This is a genomic window from Sphingomonas sp. CFBP8993 (assembly GCF_034044895.1).
Taxonomy (GTDB): Bacteria; Pseudomonadota; Alphaproteobacteria; order Sphingomonadales; family Sphingomonadaceae; genus Sphingomonas.
This window is the reverse complement of the sequence record NZ_JAXCWU010000001.1, coordinates 101,633-121,162: the sequence shown is the minus strand read 5'-3', so window position 1 is coordinate 121,162 and position 19,530 is coordinate 101,633. Positions and strand designations below refer to the sequence as shown.

The 19,530-nt window shown below is 66.9% G+C and carries 15 protein-coding genes and 2 pseudogenes; 10 read left to right on the top strand and 7 right to left on the bottom strand.

Features of this window, described 5'->3' with window-relative positions:
• Positions 1-43: 43 nt before the first annotated feature.
• Positions 44-1,519: an oligosaccharide flippase family protein gene (locus tag SOM26_RS00550; RefSeq protein ID WP_320450782.1), complete on the top strand. Its 1,476-nt coding sequence runs from the start codon at positions 44-46 to the stop codon at positions 1,517-1,519.
• Here SOM26_RS00550 and SOM26_RS00545 read toward each other — a convergent pair.
• Both SOM26_RS00545 and SOM26_RS00540 read right to left on the bottom strand, forming a co-directional pair.
• On the bottom strand, positions 1,485-2,180 hold the full coding sequence (locus SOM26_RS00545; protein WP_320450781.1) for a small ribosomal subunit Rsm22 family protein: 696 nt from the start codon (positions 2,178-2,180) through the stop codon (positions 1,485-1,487). The genes SOM26_RS00550 and SOM26_RS00545 overlap by 35 nt on opposite strands.
• A 2-nt stretch (positions 2,181-2,182) precedes the next feature.
• Complete coding sequence (locus SOM26_RS00540; protein ID WP_320450780.1) at positions 2,183-3,334, bottom strand: acyltransferase family protein; 1,152 nt, start codon at positions 3,332-3,334, stop codon at positions 2,183-2,185.
• Positions 3,335-3,482: 148 nt separating this feature from the next.
• Here SOM26_RS00540 and SOM26_RS00535 point away from each other — a divergent pair, with 148 nt between their 5' ends.
• Positions 3,483-4,610, top strand: coding sequence for a glycosyltransferase (locus SOM26_RS00535; RefSeq protein WP_320450779.1), 1,128 nt, complete (start codon positions 3,483-3,485; stop codon positions 4,608-4,610).
• Complete coding sequence (locus tag SOM26_RS00530; RefSeq protein ID WP_320450778.1) at positions 4,582-5,898, top strand: glycosyltransferase; 1,317 nt, start codon at positions 4,582-4,584, stop codon at positions 5,896-5,898. The genes SOM26_RS00535 and SOM26_RS00530 overlap by 29 nt, the downstream gene beginning before the upstream one ends.
• Here SOM26_RS00530 and SOM26_RS00525 read toward each other — a convergent pair.
• A complete protein-coding gene (locus SOM26_RS00525; protein ID WP_320450777.1) occupies positions 5,822-7,051 on the bottom strand; it encodes a glycosyltransferase family 4 protein in 1,230 nt (409 codons plus the stop codon). The genes SOM26_RS00530 and SOM26_RS00525 overlap by 77 nt on opposite strands.
• Between SOM26_RS00525 and SOM26_RS00520 the strand changes: the two genes are divergently transcribed.
• Both SOM26_RS00520 and SOM26_RS00515 read left to right on the top strand, forming a co-directional pair.
• Complete coding sequence (locus SOM26_RS00520) at positions 7,050-9,503, top strand: amino acid adenylation domain-containing protein (protein WP_320450776.1); 2,454 nt, start codon at positions 7,050-7,052, stop codon at positions 9,501-9,503. The two genes, SOM26_RS00525 and SOM26_RS00520, sit on opposite strands and share 2 nt — an antisense overlap.
• Positions 9,504-9,506: 3 nt before the next feature.
• Positions 9,507-9,796, top strand: a pseudogene (locus SOM26_RS00515) (transposase); the annotation flags it as partial.
• Between the two features lie 83 nt (positions 9,797-9,879).
• Here the strand turns inward: SOM26_RS00515 and SOM26_RS00510 are convergent.
• Positions 9,880-12,273 carry a TonB-dependent receptor gene (locus SOM26_RS00510; RefSeq protein ID WP_320450775.1) on the bottom strand — a complete coding sequence of 798 codons (2,394 nt, stop codon included), beginning with the start codon at positions 12,271-12,273 and terminating at the stop codon, positions 9,880-9,882.
• 187 nt (positions 12,274-12,460) lie between these two features.
• Between SOM26_RS00510 and SOM26_RS00505 the strand changes: the two genes are divergently transcribed.
• The 5 genes and pseudogenes from SOM26_RS00505 to SOM26_RS00485 form a co-directional block, all read left to right on the top strand.
• Complete coding sequence (locus SOM26_RS00505; RefSeq protein WP_320450774.1) at positions 12,461-14,233, top strand: arylsulfatase; 1,773 nt, start codon at positions 12,461-12,463, stop codon at positions 14,231-14,233.
• An 8-nt stretch (positions 14,234-14,241) separates the two neighbouring features.
• Positions 14,242-15,105, top strand: a complete 864-nt coding sequence (locus SOM26_RS00500) for an SUMF1/EgtB/PvdO family nonheme iron enzyme (RefSeq protein ID WP_320450773.1) — start codon at positions 14,242-14,244, stop codon at positions 15,103-15,105.
• 198 nt (positions 15,106-15,303) lie between these two features.
• Positions 15,304-16,242 (top strand): LysR family transcriptional regulator, encoded by a 939-nt coding sequence (locus SOM26_RS00495; RefSeq protein ID WP_320450772.1) that lies wholly within the window; start codon positions 15,304-15,306, stop codon positions 16,240-16,242.
• A gap of 285 nt (positions 16,243-16,527) precedes the next feature.
• Entirely contained in the window at positions 16,528-17,124 is a 597-nt protein-coding gene (locus tag SOM26_RS00490) for a TonB-dependent receptor plug domain-containing protein (RefSeq protein WP_320450771.1), read from the top strand.
• Positions 17,125-17,212: 88 nt separating this feature from the next.
• Positions 17,213-17,638, top strand: a pseudogene (locus tag SOM26_RS00485) (IS21 family transposase); the annotation flags it as partial.
• Here SOM26_RS00485 and SOM26_RS00480 read toward each other — a convergent pair.
• From SOM26_RS00480 to SOM26_RS00470, 3 genes are all read right to left on the bottom strand, one after another.
• Positions 17,638-18,291, bottom strand: coding sequence for a hypothetical protein (locus tag SOM26_RS00480; RefSeq protein ID WP_320451285.1), 654 nt, complete (start codon positions 18,289-18,291; stop codon positions 17,638-17,640). The pseudogene SOM26_RS00485 and the gene SOM26_RS00480 overlap by 1 nt on opposite strands.
• A gap of 560 nt (positions 18,292-18,851) precedes the next feature.
• Positions 18,852-19,253 carry a thiol-disulfide oxidoreductase DCC family protein gene (locus SOM26_RS00475; RefSeq protein WP_320450770.1) on the bottom strand — a complete coding sequence of 134 codons (402 nt, stop codon included), beginning with the start codon at positions 19,251-19,253 and terminating at the stop codon, positions 18,852-18,854.
• Positions 19,246-19,488: a DUF4166 domain-containing protein gene (locus tag SOM26_RS00470; protein ID WP_414711992.1), complete on the bottom strand. Its 243-nt coding sequence runs from the start codon at positions 19,486-19,488 to the stop codon at positions 19,246-19,248. The genes SOM26_RS00475 and SOM26_RS00470 overlap by 8 nt, the downstream gene beginning before the upstream one ends.
• Positions 19,489-19,530: the final 42 nt, after the last annotated feature.

Sequence of the window (19,530 nt, the reverse complement as noted above, 5' to 3'; positions counted from 1 at the left end):
CTCCGTCATGGTCAGGGCGGTGCCGCCCACAGGAGTAGCCGTCGTGCTCGGTAAGAATATTCTCTCGATGTCGGGGCTCAGTCTCTACCGCAACGCCATCCAGTTCGGGATGAACATCGCCATCGCCGCCTTCGTCGCGCCCGGCGACTATGGCCTGATCGTGTTCACCACGCCGTTCGTCGTGCTGATCGCTATGCTGACCGACCTCGGCATGACCAGCGCGATCACCCGCGCGCCGACGCTGTCCCGCGACGAGGCGGGCGCGGCGATGGGGGCGATGATGACCGGCGGGGTTGCCTGCGCCGTATTGCTGGTCGCCGCCGCCTGGCCCTTGGAACACGCGATCGGCATGGCGGGCCTTGCTCCCGTGATGGCGGCGATGGGGGGAGTCGTAGTGCTGTCGATCTCGGCGGCGACACCCCGTGCGCTGCTGGAGAGACAGCTTCGCTATACGCTGATCGCGCGGATCGAGGCGGGGGGGATCGCCATCGCCGCCGCCGCCGCGCTGGTCGCCGCCTGGCATGGCGTTGGGGTCTGGTCGCTCGTCCTCTATAATTTGCTGGTGCAGGCGATGCGGCTGTCGGCCTTTTGGTGGACGGCGCGGACGGCGTTGCGCCCCAATACCCGCTTTCGCCAGCTCGGTACGCTGCTGTCGTTCGGCGGCTGGGTCCTGGCGAACAATATCCTCAGCTTCCTGGCGCGCAACAGCGACAATCTGCTGATCGGCGCATGGCTGGGGGCGGCGGCGGTCGGAGTCTATGGCCTGGCCTATCAGTTCATGCTCGCGCCGCTGATGGCGATAACCTGGCCGACCAGCGGCATTCTGATGGCGACGCTGCGCGATCAAGACCCGCACGGGGCCCGCGCCCAGGAGATGGTGGAAAGCGTGCTCGCGGCGACCGCGCTCGTGGTCGTGCCGGCGATGCTGTACCTGACCTTCGGCCTGGCCTTTCCCGTCTCCGCGTTGCTGTCGCCGCGCTGGGCGGCGGTGCCGGGGATCGTCGCGTGGCTGGCCCCCGCTGGCGCGTTGCAGGCGATCGCATCGTATAACGGCGCGCTGCTGATGGTCGCCGGCCACGCCCGCGCGCAATTCGCGTTGAGCGTGGTCAACACCATCGTGCTCGTCGCGACCTTCGTCCTCGCGCTGCCATACGGGTTGATGGCGCTGGTTCATGCCTATACCGCCGCGATCACATTGCTCAGCCTGGCGTTCATCGCGATGATCGTGGCGCTGACCGGACTGGGCCTGCGGCGGCTTGCCCATGCGCTGTTGCCCGCGATGTTCGCCAGCGGCGCGGGCGTCGCGGCGGTGGCGCTGGGGATCGGCACGCATCCGGCGAGCTGGCCGGAGTGGATCGGCGCCACCGCGCTCTATGCCGTGGTCGTCCTCGGCAGCTATGCGTGTCTCCACCTCCACGTCCGGCGCACCTTGGCGGTGCTGCTGGCACGCGACACCCCGCTGTCCGCGACGACCGACGCGCCGATTACAGGAACGTCGCCGGCAGGAACCGCCCCGTAGCGAACACCGCCTGGCTTTTGGCGGCGCGGAGTACGCCGACCGCATAGTCGCGCTTGTCCGCCTGCAACCGCGCATGGACCTGCGCGATCGTATCCTGCTCGCCGTCGCGCTCGGCATCGTCCAGCACCAGTGCGAAATCGGGCGGCAGGTCGCCCAGCATCGACAGGATGCCGCCGCGCGAATGTCGCGGCGTGCCGCGTGGCCCGTCGCAGACGATCGCGTCGAACCGCCGACCGGCCTGTGCCGCTGTCCAGTCATAGGTCATCATTGTCCGCCCGCCGACCCGCATCCGCCGCAGCGGCGTCACCAGCACCTCATGGCCGACCTGGCCTGCGATCCGTGCACCCCATTCGGGGTCATTCTCCAGCGTCAGAACCTCGCCGACGCAACCGCGCCGTTGCAGCATCGCCCAGAGCAACGTGCTCTGTCCCGCGCCGACATCCAGCACCGACGCCGGCTGGAACTCCGCACCGATGCGCAGGATCAGGTATAACAGGCTGTAATTCGCCGCGCCGCCGGTCGGGAAGAAGCGGTCCTCCTCGCCCAGCAACGCCAGTTCGCGCAGGAACAGGTCGCGATAGATCGCCTCCAGACCGGGTTCGGGGGCAAAGGCATCGGCGCGGCCCGTCCAGTGCCGCCATCGTTGGCGCAAACTCGGCATCTTCATTCTCCTGATGGGGTCGCGGGGGCGAACGCGCCTTTGGGTGCAGGCCGCACGAACCGCCGCGCCAGGGCAGCGGTCATGGGTCGTTCGATCCAGCGGTGGGCGGCAAGCGCGACAAGGATCGCCACCGCGACCGTCGCGGCGACCAGCGGCCAACCGGCGGACTCGCGAACGAAGGGCAGCTTCTGCCCGAGCTTCTCGGTGGCTATCAACGCGAAGGGGTGGAACAAATAGAGCGAATATGAGGCATCGCCGATCCGGGTGAACGGCAGGGCGAGACGCGGCGGGCGCGGCTCCGGGCCCAGCACCGCTGCCGCCAGCACCACCGCGACCGGCATCCCTGCGAGCAGCACGCGCGGCCAGGCATTGGCGACGGTCATGCCAATCGGTCCGTCGAAGATATGGGCGGGATCGGCCAGCAACAGCGCCGCGCCGCCGACCGCCAGCAGGATACGAACCCCACGCGGCAGGATGATCCCGCGCGCGAAGAACGCACCCATCAGCATCCCCAGCGCGAAATCGAGGATGATCGGCCGCGTCCAGAACCACAATGCCGACGGGCCCGGCAGGACGGTGCCCATCGCGACGCCAAGCCCCAGCAGGACGGCCATCGCCGCCAGCGCCCGCCCCCGTGGCAGCGTTACGACCAGCGCCAGCAGCGCATAGAACAGCATCTCGTAATTCAGCGTCCAGCCGAGGTCGAAGACGGGAAACAGCCGCCCGTCCCCATAGGTATCCGCCGGCAGGAAAGCATAGGAGGCCAGGATCGCCGCCGCATCGGGAAAGCGGTCGCCCCCCTTCCACGTCGCGACCGCCAGCAATGCGAGGAACAGCGTGGTGACGAGCCAGTAGAGCGGCACGATCCGCACCAATCGCCGCCGCAGGAATTCCGCGCGAGCGCCGGGTCGGCCGAACAAGCGGGTCGAGGCGTGGACGATGATGAAGCCCGAGATCACGAAGAACAGGTCGACCCCCGCCCCCCAAGGCACCAGCGTCGATCGCGCGAAGCCGCCGCCGGTCGCGGCGACGATGCCGACCACCGCGCTCTGGCTATGGCCGACGACGACCATCAGCGCCGCGACGCCGCGCATCACCTGCACGGTCCACAGCGTGTCCCCGCGCACCGGCGCGACCGCGCCGACCGGCTGCACTGCCTGCCGGCTTCCATCCCTGTCCCGGCCATCGCGATCCATGGCGCCAACCACCACAGCGCAGCGCCGGGCTTCACCTCAAATGACGCAATGCCCCGTCCTTCCCGCCGCTAGATCGATCGACAGCCACCATCGCTTCGGGGACCGGATGAAGATTCTTCACATTGCCGAGTCCGCACAGGGCGGCGTCGGCACCTATCTCACCGAAATCCTGTCCGATCAGGCACGGCGTTTCGGCGAGGCGAACATTCGCGCACTGGTGCCCGCGCAACATGCCGCACATCTGAGCGGCGTCGACCGCCGCCTGCTCGTCACCTGGCAACGGCGCGAGCGGTCCGCGTTCAGCATCCTGAAGCTGGCGGCGGCGATCCGGCGGCAGATCGCGCAGTTCGCGCCGACGGTCGTCCATGTCCATTCCAGCGTCGCGGGCGGCGTCCTGCGGCTGATGTACGGATGGGGGAAACGCCCTCCCTTTCGCATCGTCTATTGCCCGCACGGCTGGGCGTTCGACCGCAGTTCGTCGGGGATGAAGCGACGTCTGATCGAACGGATCGAGCGCGATCTGGCGCCCCGCGCCGACCGCATCGTCCTGATCTCGGAACATGAACAGCGCGAGGGGTTGCGCATCGGCATCGCAGCCGAACGCATGACGCTGGTGCTGAACGGCATCGCCGACCTGCACAGCGACCGGCCCGCACGATGGGTGGACGAGCGGGTGCGCGTTCTGTTCGTCGGTCGGCTCGATACGCAAAAGGGGTTCGACACCCTGCTCGACGCGGTAGCCCCGATCCAGGATCGCGTCACCGTGCGCGTTATCGGCAAGGCGGTGGCCGGGCCCGCCAGCACGCCGCGCCCCCATACGCCGCAGATCGAGTATCTCGGCTGGCGATCTTTGTCGGAGGTCGCGACAGAGATCGCCGCCGCCGACGTCGTCGCGATCCCGTCGCGCTGGGAGGGGTTCGGCCTCGTGGCGCTGGAGGCCATGTGCGGATCGCGCGCGGTCGTGGCGTCGAGCGTCGGCGGCCTGCGCGAAATCATAGTCGATGGCGTCACCGGCTATCTGGTTCCCCCCGACAGTCCCGAGCGGCTGATGCGCGCCCTTTCCCGGCATGACCGCGCGACGTGGCAGGCGATGGGCCGTGCCGGGCGCCTGCGCTACGAAGAGAAGTTCACCGCGCGTCGCATGAACGCCGAACTTGCCACCCTCTATGCCGACCTGTCTTCGCCCCCCGCCGCCGACCCGCAATATGATCCTGGAACGCCAGCGCTTGCGTAGCGGCAGGGTCGTCCTCCTGTCCGATTATATCGGTGGCGAGGGTCCGGGCAGCGGCGGGGCGGGCCATGCCGCGCTCGACAGCTATCGCGCGCTGCGTGCCGCCGGGGCGGATGTCCGCGCCGTCGCGGGTTTCGGCGGCGGCGGGGGGATCGCAGCGGACCGCTTCGCCTCCCTAGGCGGCGGCGACCTGCGCGCGGGAGGTGCCGGGGACATGCTGCGCGCGATCTGGAATCCCGCCGCACAGGTGGCGCTGGCAGGGGAACTCGCCGATGCCGACCCCGACACGACACTGATCATCCTTCACCAATGGACGCGCTACCTGTCACCGGCGGCGTTGCGCGTCGTCGGCCGCTTTCCGGCGATGATATACATGCACGATTACTTCTGGCCCTGCCCCAACGGCCTGTATTACGACTTCCAGCAAGCGCAGCCCTGCACGCGGCGGCCGATGCATGCGGCCTGCCTGACTGCGAATTGCGATCGCCAGGGCCGTGTCCAGAAACTGGGCCGCGTCGCCCGGCAGGCGGTGCGCCAGATTGCCACCCATGGCGATCCCGGCCGACGGCTGTTCCTCCACCTCTCCGAACATGCGCAGCGCACTGCGGCGCCGCTGCTCCAGGGCGAGCGCCACGCCATCCTGTACAACCCGCTGCCGCTCGGCGAGGCATGGTCGCCACCGCCGCACCCCCGGCACGACATCGGCTATTTCGGTCGGCTGGAAAGCGACAAGGGTATCGCCCCCTTGATCGACGCGATCGTCGCGGGCGGCCACACTGGCCTGTTCGTCGGCGAGGGCGCGCTGCAACCCCGCCTCGCTCAGACACGGGGCATCACCCACCACCCGTGGAAACCGCGTAACGCAATGGCGGCGGCGATGCGGTCGTGCGGGGTCGTGGTGCTGCCCTCGCTGTGGAACGAGACATGGGGCCTGATCGTGCCGGAGGCGATGGCCGCCGGTGTGCCCGTGCTGGTATCGCAACGCGCGGGATCGGCCGAGCTGGTGCGGCGCTTCGGCGGTGGCCAGACATTTGATCCGGGGCGGCCCGGCGATCTGGCCGCGAAACTGACCGGAATGCTCGGCACGCCGCCCGTGCCGACCCGGCAACACGACGCCCTGCGCGCCTTCCTGTCGCCCGAACGGCATGCGGCGCGCATCATGCAACTGGCCGAAAGCCAGTTCGGCCTCGACCTGCGCGACACCGCGCGCCGGGTCAGCGCGCGGGCTTCGCCGTCGCCAACAGCGTCTCCAGAATCACCGCCAGCCTGCCCCCCGCCGCCGCCCAGGTGAACGTCGCCGCCCGCGCCCGGCCCGCCGCGATCTTCGCCGCGCGCCATTCGGGCCGCGCCAACGTCAGCACGGCACACTCCCACTCGGCGGCATCGTCCATGCCCGCATAGACGACCGCGTCGCGGCATATTTCGGGAATTGCCCCGGCGGGTGCCGCCACCACCGGGCAGTCGCACAGCATCGCCTCGACCGGCGGCAGGCCGAACCCCTCGGTCCGCGACGGATAGAGCAGGCAGTGCGCCCCTTCGTACAGCGCGCGCAGCCCCGCATCGTCCACCCCGCCGACAAAGACGGCACCGGCAGGCGGATGCAGCCCCGCCGCCTCCAGCGTCGCGCGCGACGGCCCGATCACGACCAGCGGCAGGTCGATCCGCCCCCGCGCATAGGCCGCGAAGACCACCGCGACGTTCTTATAATCCGCGACCGACCCGAACATCAGCGTATAGCCCCCCGGCACCAGTCGATGCGTCGTGAGCACGCTGGGGTCGGCCGCCGTCTCCAGAACATGGTCCGCGCCATTGTGCAGCACCTGCGTGATCGCCGCCGGCGCGATACCGAACGTCGCCAGGCTGTCGCGCGCATAGTCCGACACGGTCAGCACCACGCGGCTCGACGAAGCGCCGCGCGGCACCAGCAGCCGGTATCCCCAGCGCAGCTTCGCCGGATAACTTTCGGGTGACAGGCGAAATTGCGCGTCATGCACCATGGTCAGCTTTGCGCCGTGCAGCCCCGGCGCCAGGTTGGCGAAGCTCGCCAGTACGCCGGTCCTCGCCGCGAAAGGCAGGATCGCCTGTTCCCACAACTGGCTGTGTCCCAGCCGCTGCGGCACTGGCACGATCCGGGCGAAAGCCGGTGCCCAGGTGGGCCGCGCAGGCAGCAGCAGTCGCATGTCCCATTCGGCCGGCGCTTCTCCAGCCACCGCCAGCGCATCCAGTTCGCGCAGCAAGCGGTCGGCGACGCGATGCACGCCATTGGTGCCGCCCGCATAGAATTTTCCGTTGAAGAACAGGCGTGCGGATATCGGCATGATGGTCGTGTAGCCACCGCGATCCCGCCACCATGCATCATTCGACGTATCGCGCCGCTGGCGATCCGCCATCAGCGTGGCGATGCGTGAGCCGATACGGCCGCGCGGGACGATGGGGGGCCCCATGCAACATGACGAGACGACGGCATCGACCGACACCGCCGGCTGGCGTTCGATGCCACAGGTGTTCGCGGATCATGCGCGCCGCGACCCCGATACGCTAGCGGTCGAAGCGAACGGCGAGCGGCGCAGCTACGCCGAACTGGCGGCGCGGGTCGAGACCTTTGCCGCACGGCTCGGCACGGGTGCGCCGGAGCGCCTGATCGGGGTGTGCCTCGCCCGAGACGTAGACCTGCCCGCCTGGCTGCTCGCGATCCTGTGGGTCGGTGCGGCGTATCTGCCGATCGATCCGACGATCCCCCCTGCCCGGCTGGCCCCCATGCTGGAGGATGCGCGACCCGTGCTGATCGTCGCGAGCCGACGACATGCGCATGTCGTCGCAGATGTCGGCGTACCGGTCCTGATCGCGGAAGACACGGGGACCGCTGCCGCGCCGCCCCCGCTCGCCACGATCACGGCGCGACACCTCGCCTATGTCATCTTCACCTCGGGCTCGACCGGCCGGCCGAAGGGGGTGGAGATCGAACATGGCTCGCTCGTCGCACTGATGGCGACGATGGCGGTCAGCCCCGGCTTCTCGCGCGGCGAACGGATGCTCGGCCTCACTCGGGTCAGCTTCGACCTGTCGGTGCCCGACATGTTCCTGCCCTTCTTCACCGGCGGATCGCTGGCGCTGGTGGAGCAGGCGGTCGCGGCCGATCCCGAACGGCTCGCCGCCGCCTTCGCTCAGTATCGCCCCGACCTCGCGCAGGGGACGCCGTCGACGTGGCGCGCGCTTCTGGAGCATGGCTGGACCGGCGTGCCGGGCCTGCGCATCCTGGCCGGCGGTGAGACGATGACCCGCGCGCTTGCTGACCGGTTGCTCCCCTGCTGCGACGCGCTGTGGAATATCTATGGGCCCACCGAAACCACCGTCTGGTCGACCGCCTGCCGTGTCGAGCCCGGCACTGGCGCCATACCCATTGGCTGGCCGCTGACCGGCATCGCGGTGCAGGTCACCGACGACATGCTCGCGCCGGTCGCCGATGGCGTGGTGGGGGAGATCGTGATCGGCGGCGCAGGCGTCGCGCGCGGCTATCGCCACCGGCCCGACCTGACCGCAGAGCGGTTCGTCCGCCTGGCCGACGGCAGCCGTGCCTATCGCACCGGCGACCTCGGCCGCGTCGATGCCACCGGCGCGCTCTTTTGCCTCGGACGGCTGGACGATCAGGTCAAGGTTCGCGGGTTTCGCATCGAACTGGGCGATGTCGAGGCGGCGCTGGCACTCCATCCCGGCATCGCGTGGAGCGCGGTGCGCGTCTGGACCGATCCGTCGGGCGAACCGACGCTGGTCGGCTATGTCGTGCCTCGCGCAGGCACGGTTCTCGATACGCGCACGGTGAAGGCGTTCCTCGCCAGCCGCCTTGCCGCCTATATGATCCCCGACCGGATCGTCAGCGCGGCAGCGATGCCGCTGACCCCGAACGGCAAGGTCGATCGCGCCGCCTTGGCCAATCCCTTTACCACGGCCGCCGCCGCGACGCCGGTCGCGGACAGCGTCACCGCCCGCCTTGCTGCGATCTGGAGCGAATTGCTCGGCATCCCCGATATTGCCGACGATGACGATTTCTTCGACCTTGGCGGCTATTCGCTGATGACGGTGCGGCTGGCCCGGCGGATCGAGGCGGACTTCGGCGTACGGCTCGCGCCGATCGAGCTGTTGCGCCATGCCACGCTGGCGGCGATGGCCGCGCGCATCGTGCAAAGCGAGGCCCCTGGGGCGGCGACGATGCTGCTCAACGCCGGCGGATCGCGCCCGCCGCTGTTCTGGCTGGACGCCGGGCCCCTCATGCGGACGATGGCGCGTGGCCTGTCCGCCGACCAGCCCTGCTTCGCGCTCAACACCGATGCGGCGGACGAGGCGGCGCTGGGCACGGGCGAGCTCTCGATCCCGGCGATCGCCACGCGGCTGAAGCGGCGGCTGATAGCCGAGCAACCGGTTGGCCCTTATTATATCGGCGGCTGGTGCCGCTGGGGGATCGTCGCGCTCGAACTCGCCGCGCAACTGATCGCGGCGGGCGAGAGCGTCGCGCTGTTGGTCCTGCTGGATGCCGAGCGGCCCGACCACCGGCCCCGCCCCGGCCTGCGCACCCGCGTCGCGCGCCTGCTGCGCCGCCATGTGCCCGATGAAGCGACGAGTTTCAGCCAGCGGGTCGAACTGGCGACGCACGGCTATCGCCCCGCCCGTTATCCGGGCGATGTGCTGCTGCTGCGCCCGGCGGACAGCATCGGCGATGCCGGTTGGGGCGCCATTGTCGACGGCACCCTGCTGATCGAGCGGACGCCGGGCGATCACATCACGATGGTGCGCGGCGCCCCGGTGCTGGCGCTGGCCGCCACGCTCGACGCGGCGCTGTACGCCGCGCAGCAGCGCTGGGCCGAACCGGCCCGTTCGGTCGAGGCGGTCCGCATGCGTTGAGCCGGAGCGGCAGCGCTGCTCGACGACGTGCCCGACGCGCCGTGGCAACTTGGCGATCGCGGCTACGACGCTGACTGGTTCAGGGATGCTCTGCAAGCCAAAGGCATCCAGCCCTGCATCCCAGGCCGGCGATCACGCAACGAGCCGGTTAGATACGACAAGCGGTGTTATCAAAGACCAAGCCGCATCGAGATCCTGTTCAGCTGCCTGAAAGACTGACGCCGCGTCACAACCCGCTACGGTCACTGCCCTACCGCCATTACCCTAGCCCCACCGTCATATTCTGGTATTAATCAACGAATACTGGCTATAATTTTGTTAAATTCAAATAAACGTGGATTTTATTGCGATAGAGGTACGTTGTAATTGAGATTTACTACCATTTGGTTCGGAGTGTAAGACCGTAGGTGCGAGGGTCTCCTAATGTGGCGGTAACGGCGCCTGTGTTATTGGCCGACAGAGACAGATAATAGGTTGAGTTCGTAATGTTCCGTCCCCAGAACTGCATGTCATATTGGCCATCGCCCGCTCTGATCCCGAACCGCAGGTTGACCAGCGCATAGGCCGGAATATCCGAATAGCGGCTCAGGCTGGCAGTGCTATTCGTCGCAGAGCGGTAGCTGTAATCCGAGCCTGCATAGACTTCGGCGCTGTGCCCGAAATTGATGCCGAGGGGCGCGCGGACCTCGCCCCCGGCCGAGGCGGCCCAGCGGGAGACGCCGGGCAGGCGCTGCCCACTCAAATCGCATACTGTCCGCCCCGTGATCTCGATCGGGCACGGTGCGTTGGCATAGGAGATGTAGCGGGCATCGTCATAGGTGCCCGATCCGTAGAGCGTCAGCCAGCGCGTCGGCGTGGCGCGCAGGTCCGCCTCGATGCCGCGGGTCCGTACCTTGGCGGCGTTGGTGAAGAAGCTCACGCCGTTGCGCTCCACGTCGACGATCGTCGTCTGATAATCTTTGACGTCGGTCCAGAAGGCCGCGACGTTCGCGGTGACCCGACCGTCCACCCAGGTCGTCTTCGCGCCGACTTCGTAACTGTCGATCGTCTCTGGACGAATGACGGGATTGGCGGCGAACTGGCCGGTGGTGGTGATGTTGGCAAGGTTGAGCCCACCGAATTTGTTGCCCCGCGCATAGGTTGCATAGGCAAGAACCGGTGCGGCGACCTTCCAAGACAAGGTCGCCTGGCCCGATAGTCGCCCGGCTTCGGTCCGCGCGGTGTAGAAATTCCGCACGCCATAGCGGGCGCGGATCGCCTGGGCCGCGGCCTGTTGCGCCGCCGTCAGCCCAGCGAGCGATGCGCCGGTCGCGTCCTGATCGAAGTAACCGGACTTGGTTTCGTAAGTATAGCGCAGGCCGGTCGTCAGATCGACGGCATCGGTGATGTGCCATATCGTCTGGGCGAAGGCGGCATAGCTGTCGGTGACGGGGCGTGAATGGCTGACGACGTCGTAGCCGTTCAACGCGGCCGCGCCGACGGCCGTATTGGTGGTCGGAGGTAGAAACCAGTCGGCCGCGCGGCTGCCATATCGGTTGACGGCCTCCGCCTCGATCGACTGATAGAGGTAATAGAGGCCTGCCACATAATCGACGCGCCGCGCGCCATTGGAGGCGATGCGCAGTTCCTGGCTGACCTGACGCTGCTCGTTACTCTGATGGAAATCCGCCCCTGCGTCGATGCTGGTGCCGTCGCCGTCATTATGGGGATACCAGTTCCAGGCGCGGTAGGCGGTGACCGACGTCAGCGTGGCAGGGCCGATATCCCAGTCCGTGGTGACGTTCACCCCGTGCTGGTTCATCCGGTAGCGCGGATTGGCGTCGGTATCGGTCGTCCGCAACTCCGGGTTCGCAGCGACCGGCGTATAGCCCAGCCGCGCGGATCGGTCGTAATAGTTGTTCGCGAACAGGGCGCCGTTGTCGTAATTCCGAATGGCTCCCAGCAGGATGCTCCCGGCCGTGAAGCTGCTCTGCCGTCCCCAATCGCCGACAATCCGCAGGGTCAGCGTGTCAGTGGGTTTGTAGAGCAGTTGGCCACGCAGGTTCAGGTCGTGAAAGTCCTGACCAAAGCGTCCGTCGAACCGGTTCAGGGTAAAGCCGTCGCGATCGGTCTTCGACACGAACAGCCGCGCCGCCAGATGCTGCGACAACGGCCCCGAGACATAGGCATGGAGCTGGCGGAAATCGTAATTGCCCAGACTGGCATCGCCGCCCGCTTGCCAGTCGAACGTCGGCTGCCTGGTCGTCACCACCACCGCACCGGCTGAGGTGTTCTTGCCGAACAGCGTGCCCTGCGGCCCGCGCAGCACCTCGATCCGCTCGAGATCGGCGAGGTCGAACACGGTCTGGCCCGGTCGTGCAAGATAGACGCCGTCAAGATAGACGCCCACTGCCGGCTCCAGTCCGTCATTATAGACCGCAACATTGTTGCCCAGGCCGCGAATATTGATGCTGGTGTTGCGGGGATTGGTGTTGGTGACGACCAGGCTGGGGGTCAGTTGCTGCAGGTCGCGCAGGTTGAAGGTGCGGGTCGACTCGATCTGGGCCGCTCCGAAGGCGTTGATGGCGATCGGTACGTCCTGGCTTCTTTCCGTCCGGCGGCGTGCGGTGACCAGGACATCCTCGCTCGCACCGCTATCCGGCACCGCAGCGGCCGTTGCCCTGCCCTCCCCGTTGGCGGCCAGCATGTCCTGTGCGGCGGCGGGCGTGGCCAGCACGACCGCACCGACGAGCAATAGGGCGCGGCGGCGATGGGCTCTCGAAATCGGCATGGACATTCTCTCATGGCGGGGACGGACATGCGGCAGAGACCGCCCGCCTAGGGCTATGAAAGGACGTTCACGAAACGAACGAAGTAATTCCTATCGATCTAGTAGGCAAATTATCATTGTCGCCGCAGCGCCAACCTTTATCCCGAGCGTGCGACCGCGCGCATGGTCGCCGACAATGGGAACAGACATGATCGGTGTGAGATTTCTGACGGTGGCCGCGTCGGCCCTGATCGCGGCCACTCCCGCTCTGGCCGCTCCGCCAGCATCAACCTCGGCTGCGGGCGAAGCGCAAAAGGCACCGAGGGATGCGCCGAATTTCCTGATCATCGTCGCCGACGATCTCGGTTGGTCGGATCTGGGTGCCTTCGGGGGCGAGATCGCGACACCCAATCTCGACGCGCTCGCCCTGTCGGGGGTGCGCTTCACCGGTTTCCACACCGCACCGACCTGTTCGCCCACCCGCTCGATGCTGATGAGCGGCGTGGACAATCATGAAGCGGGTCTGGGTACGATGGCCGAGCTGCTCGGTCCTGCGACGCGGGGGCAGCCGGGCTATGAGGGGTATCTGAACGACCGGGTCGCCTCCATCGCCGAGCTGCTGCGCGCGGGCGGCTATGCGACATTGATGGCGGGCAAGTGGCATCTTGGCCTGACGCCCGAGCGCGAGCCCGCCGCACGGGGGTTCGAACACAGCTTCGCCCTTCTCCAAGGCCTGTCGAACCATTTCGGCGCGGATCAGGACGAGGCCTGGACCAAGGCTGGGCTGGCGCCGAGTTACCGCGACGACGGCAAACCCGCCACATTGCCCAAGGGTCAGTATTCGGCGGATTATTTCGCCAGCCGCCTGATCGGTTATCTCGACGCGTCAGCCAAGGCCGGCGATCGCCGCCCCTTCTTCGCCTATCTGCCCTTCACGACGCCGCACTGGCCGCTCCAGGCGCCAGCGGAGACGATCGCCAAGTATAAAGGACGCTATGACGCAGGCTATGATGCGCTGCGTGCCGAGCGACTGGCCCGGCAAAAGGCACTGGGCCTGGTACCGGACGACGCCGTGCCGCACAGCGTCGAGCTGGCAAGGCCCTGGGCTTCGCTCAGCGCGGATGAACGGGCTGTCGAGGCGCGCAAGATGGAGGTCTATGCCGCCATGGTGGATCGCATGGACCAGAATGTCGGCCGGGTGATCGCCGCGCTGAAGGCGCAAGGCCGCTATGACAACACGATCATCCTGTTCTTTGCCGATAACGGCCCGGAGGGGAATGTGATCGAAGCGCCCAGCCCCCGCTTCAAGGTCGGCTCGCCCGATGCCGCCCTGCCCCCGGCACAGGCGCTCGGCATCGACAACAGCCTGGACAATATCGGCAAGCCGACGAGCTATGTCGGCTATGGACCGGGCTGGGCCCAGGCCAATTCGGTGCCGTCCTGGCTGGTGAAGGGCTATACGACCGAGGGGGGCATACGGGTGAGCGCCTTCGCGGCGGGACGCGGGGTGAAAGGCGGCGGACGGATCGCCAATGCCAATCTGGATGTGCGTGATGTCGCGCCGACCCTGCTCGACTATGCGGGCCTGCGTCAGCCGAGCCGGTTCGCAGGCCATGCCATCCTGCCCCATGAAGGGCACAGCCTGCGCCCCGTGCTGGCCGCCAGTGCTGACGGCATCCGATCCGCCGACGAAACGCTGGGCTACGAATTGTTCTTCCGTCGGGCGCTTCGCCAGGGGGATTGGAAAGCCGTCTTCCTGCCCAAGCCGACCAATCGCTACACGCGCGGCGGGGTCAGCACCGGGCGTTGGCAACTTTTCAACGTTGCTCGCGATCCGGGTGAAACCCATGATCTGGCCGCCGTCGAACCGAAGCGACTTGCCGACCTGATCAAGGCCTACGACCTGTATGCCAAGGCCAAGGGGGTCGTTCCGCTACCCGCCGACGCAGAGGCCGCGCCTGCTCCGGCGGCCCGACCATGAGGATCAGGATGGCGCTGCTCTTGGCGCTGGCCGCGTCCGGCGCGCTGGGCGCGCGAGCGCCGCAGCTCGGGCATCGCTGTCTTGCCAAGGATGCCATCGTCACCATCGCCGAGGGCGTCGTGCTGCTCGGCGAGGATGGCACGGATCGACCAGGGCGACCGGTCCGCGTGGCGGCATTCCGGATCGACGCGCATGAGGTGACAAACCGCCAGTTCGGGGCCTTCGTGGCGGCAACGGGATATCGGACACAGGCCGAACGCCAGGGCGCATCGGCCCTGTTCGTCGCCCCGACCGAGCCGGTTTCCCTCGACGATGCCGCGCGCTGGTGGCGGTGGACGAAAGGCGCGGATTGGCGTCATCCCAAGGGGCCCGGCAGTGACCTGACCGGCCGCGCGGACGAGCCGGTCGTCCATATCGATCGCGACGACGCCGCAGCCTATGCCCGCTGGGCTGGAGGGACCCTGCCCACAACCGAACAGTGGGAGCGTGCCGCGCGCGGCAATCAGAATGCCACCCGCGACCCGGTCGACTGGGCGTTCGATCACGACAAGCCACGTGCCAATGTCTGGGAAGGCGTCTTCCCCATGCGCGACACGGCCGAAGACGGCTATGCCGGGATCGCGCCGGTGGGATGCTTCGAGGCGAACGACCTGGGGCTTTACGACATGGTCGGCAATGTCTGGGAATGGGTCGCAGGCGATCAGAATGTCGGCTTGATCAAGGGCGGCAGCTACCTTTGCGCGATGAATTACTGCGCCAATTTTCGACCGGCCGCCTACCAGGCACAGGAACACGACCTTCCGACTTCCCACATTGGATTCCGCGTCGCTTATCCTATCAAAGGTCGGCAGCGCGGATGGGCCCTGCGCTAATATTGGATCCACACCGGGACGTTCGGCCGACAATCTGCGGTTCGCGAAACCGGCAGCCGCTCAGATATTGCCGATATGTTATCGGGGTGTCAGGCTGCTGAGCGCCGTGGGTCGGCAGGCAAGATATGGGGCAGCCATAAGGTGGCCGAGGTTTCGTGGGCGCGAATGTGAGGTGGGGATTTGAGTGATCCATCGTCGTTGACGGAAGGGCGCAGTCGGCTGCGGCGCCTGAACATCAATCTGCTCTATGCACTGGACGCGCTGCTGCATACGCCATCGCTGACGGCGGCGGCACATTCGATCGCGATCAGCCAGCCGGCGATGAGCGCAAAGCTGCGCCAGCTACGCGAGCATTTCGGGGATGAACTGGTCCTGTTTGGCGAGCGGCGGCAGCTGACGGCACTCGGCGAGGCGCTGCAGCAGCGCGTCGGGCGGTTGCTGCTGGAGGTGGATGACACGTTCAACCTCACGCTGGCGTTCGATCCGGCGACCGCGCGTCAGACCGTGACGGTAACCGCGCCCGAAGTCGTCGAGCTGATGTTCTTCAGCCGCATCGTTCCGCGACTGCGAGCGGTGGCCCCGGATATCACATTGAAGATGACCCCCTTTGTCCACGGCTCAGCACGGCGTCTCTTCGACCGGGGGGTCGATGTCGCGATCGTTCCGGAGTCGATGGCCGATCCCGGTCTGTGTGCCCTGCCGCTGATCGACCACGCACCGGCCGCTCTCGTTTGTGCGTCGCATCCGCTCGCCAACCGCCGCATCAGCAGGGAGGAGTTCCTGGCCGCTTCCCATGCGGCGGTCCATGAGGAGATGGAGCGCGCGATCTTCGGCGACTTCGCCGCCGACAGTCCATTCGCGCAGCGACGCGTCGCGATACGCACCGGGCTTCATTCGATGCTGCCCGGGCTGGCACTTGGCTCGGACCTCATCGTCACGACCAGCAACTGGTTCGCCCAACATCAGGCGGCGATTTTGCCGGTGGTCATCCCCGACCTGGATTTTGCGCGTCCGTCTAGCGGCCTTGTCGCCCAATGGCAGCCCTATCGCGATAAGGAACCCGTCATCCGCTGGCTGGTCGCCGAACTGAAACGCGGGGCAACCGGGATCGGCCAGCCGATCGACGTGGCGTTATAGGGGCATAACCAATTACAATTTGATGACGCTCCGGGGTGGGCGCAAGTTTCGTTCCGTCGAGGAACAGGATCGCAGCGGAGCCAAGCTCCGCGACAATCAGCGGCCGGCTTCGACACCGCAGAGTGAACCGTCGACGGACCAGGGCCGACGACGATCGACCGTTCCGCCGGGTGGCGGGACTTTTAGTCATGGCTGTGATGCGTCGCATGTGTGACGCGCATCCGACACGGTGTCCGCATGGGCATGGGAGCGCGTAGCCGTGGTGCCGCAAGAGGGGGGTATTACATGGTCCGTCGTCGTGCAGAATTGGGTATCCGGGGTGCCGCGATGGCATTGATGCCCATGCTCGCTTTGGGGGCGCCACAGGCGGCGTTCGCGCAAGGCCAGCGTATCTCGCTTCCCGCCATGCCGCTGGATGAGGCGCTGGCGCAGATCCGGCAGCAGACCGGTTCGACGATCGAAGCCGATCCCGATGCGATCCGCGGGCTGGCCGCCAGGCCGGTCGCAGCAGCGCGCGATGCGATGGCGGCCGTCCGGCAGGCGACGCGTGGCCTCAGGGTCACGGTCAGCCGGGGTGCCGAGGGCAATATCCGAGTCCTCAACGACATCGTCGTCGTCGCGCATCGCGACGAGGCGGAAACCAATGTCATGGTGCGTAGCACGACCACCTCGACGCGCACCGGCGAATCGCTGCGGAACCAGCCGCGCAACGTCCAGGTCCTGTCCGCCAAGCTGCTGGCGGAACAACAGGCACAGAGCCTGCCCGATGCGCTGCGCAATGCGGGCGGCGTCACGGTCAATGCGGCGACCGTGCAGGGCGGCGTCGGCTATACGGTACGGGGCATGTCGACAGGCGGTGTGTTGATTTCCACTGAGAGCTGACCCGGCGAAGGTATAAATTTCCACCGAGAAGTGACCCGTGTCTCAACCTCACCCCGGCTGGCTGCCTGGGGGTCAAGGAGTGATAGACATGGCGTTACTGAGCGTCATCCGGCGCTGGGCATTCCGGGATGGAATGTCGATCCGGGAGATAACCCGCCGCACGGGACTGTCGCGTAACACGATCCGCAAATACCTGCGGTCGGATGCGTTGGAGCCCAAGTTCCAGGTGGCCGACCGGCCGAGCAGGTTGGACCCGTATGCCGAGCGGCTGTCGGGCTGGCTAAAGACAGAGACGGCCAAATCGCGCAAGCAACGGCGCACGGGCAAGCAGATCCACGCCGATCTGGTCGCGTTGGGCTATGACGGGTCCTACAGTCGGGTAGCGGCTTTCATCCGGGCGTGGAAAGCGAACCGTCAGGTCCAGGAGCAGACAACGGGCCGGGGTACGTTCGTGCCGCTGGTGTTCATGCCCGGCGAAGCCTTTCAGTTTGACTGGAGCGAAGACTGGGCCGTTCACCTGCACGATCTGTACGGCATCGACCCCGGCCTTCGCCGGGGCAGGCTATGTCGCCCGATCTGATCTCGACGGTGACCGACGCCGTACTCGACGAGGTGGCGATCTGGCAGCCGCCGCCCAGGCCGTTCGAGAAGCTCGCACATCGCGTCGAGGTCGTCGGGCGAAGCGACCACCTTCGTATCATCCCGCAGCATCTCGCCGTCGGCGAGGCACGGCAAGTCAGCAATCAGGTCCCGGACGAGGCGCGGGATCGATGGCGAGAACGGACGGTCCTCGCCCCGCGTGAAGTTCAGCAGCCGCGTGCCGAAGTGCACCGCGCCCTGCTGCTCGACGATCGTGATCTCGGTAATCCAGGTCCGGCCGACATGGCTCGCGTCCGGATCGTCGATCGCAGCCGACCAAATCCTTCCGTTGTCAATGTCGAGCGCAGCGGCGCGAGCGACCGGCGCGCCGCCGCCGCCGACGTCGAAGGGGGCGCCGGTCTCCGCGTCGCTCGGCACCGCCTTATTGCGCGCGCGCATCCACGCGGATGCCATCCGCAAGGCGCGCTCGAACGGTTCGCTGCCGCCGATCTCGAACGTGACGCTCGACACCGATCGGATGATCGCTGCCGTCTCGATCCTAGTCTTGCCTACACCTTGACCAGCCATCGCTCCCCTGTTTGTCCAACCGCTCCTGGGCCATACTGCGGGACAGTTGGTCCCGCGTCGAGGGCCGGCGGCGCCTTCGATCCGACTTGAACTAAAATTCTTGAGAGCGATCCGCTGTCGAGGTTGATCAAGCGTGGCGCGACGGACAACGTTGTTCGCTCCGGCGGTGGAAAGATGCCATATTGCACGCTCATTAGCGCATCGGGCATCGGGCCGGATACGATGTGTAGTAGATGAGCGAGCGTCAGCTCTAACTACCCTACCCGCTATGGCGCGCGTTTGTTCGCGGCCATAAAGGCTTGAGCGGTTGATGAAACGAACGGTCCAGTCCTGCGCATTCCGGGAACGATCATCAGTGCTTCAGGAATAGCAGGTGTGGATGGCGACCTGCCATTCCCGGCGCGACTCGCGAACGTCGGCTTTGTCCCAAGCCGGTCGCCTTCGCTTCGGTTCGGAGTAACACGAACGAAACACCCCTCCCGGTTTCGCTCAAGTTGCTGTCGTGCGGTCAGGATAGATTGCCCGGCCGCTCCCTCTGCGAAGCGACTTGCATTATGCGGCTAAGGTAGAACCCGGCCGACATCCTTCGGCGCTGGAAGCCAGCAAGTCGACCGCCTGCCGAACAGGCGATAGCGGTTGCGGGCGATCCATCGGTAGGCCCGGTCGCGCAACCAGTGCGGCAACAGGCGGGCCGCACCCGCAATGCGCCACGGCCAGCCCAGGTCGGTGTAGATTGCGATCACCGCGTCACTGTCGCGCCAGACCCGATCGCCATCGACGACAAGAATCGTGTCGGGATCGGTCGGGTCAATCCCGTGCCGACGGAAGAATGTCGCACCGGTGGCGCTCTGCATCGCGGCCAGCCGGAAACGGTGCTGGCGATCGTGGCGGAGAATGAACTGGGCGTTGGCGGAGCACAGGACGCATCGTGCGTCGAACAGGATGATCGGGCCGTCAGTCATCGTGGCGCTCCATGCGGCCGGTGTAGCGGATGATCCGGCCGAAGGGCCAGAGGTCGACGGGCACGTCGAAGACGTAACGCCCGTCGTTTCCATATTCGCGGGCGTGACAATGCGGGCGGAGGGCAGAAGGCAGCGGGACGCCCAGGAACCGGAAGCCAATCAGGTCCAACCGGAGTGCGCTGTCCTCCACCGACACGCGGAAGATGTTGGTCGCCATGCCCATCCGCTCGATCATCAATCCTTCACGCTCGCCAAGCGTGCTGCCATAACGTCGTCG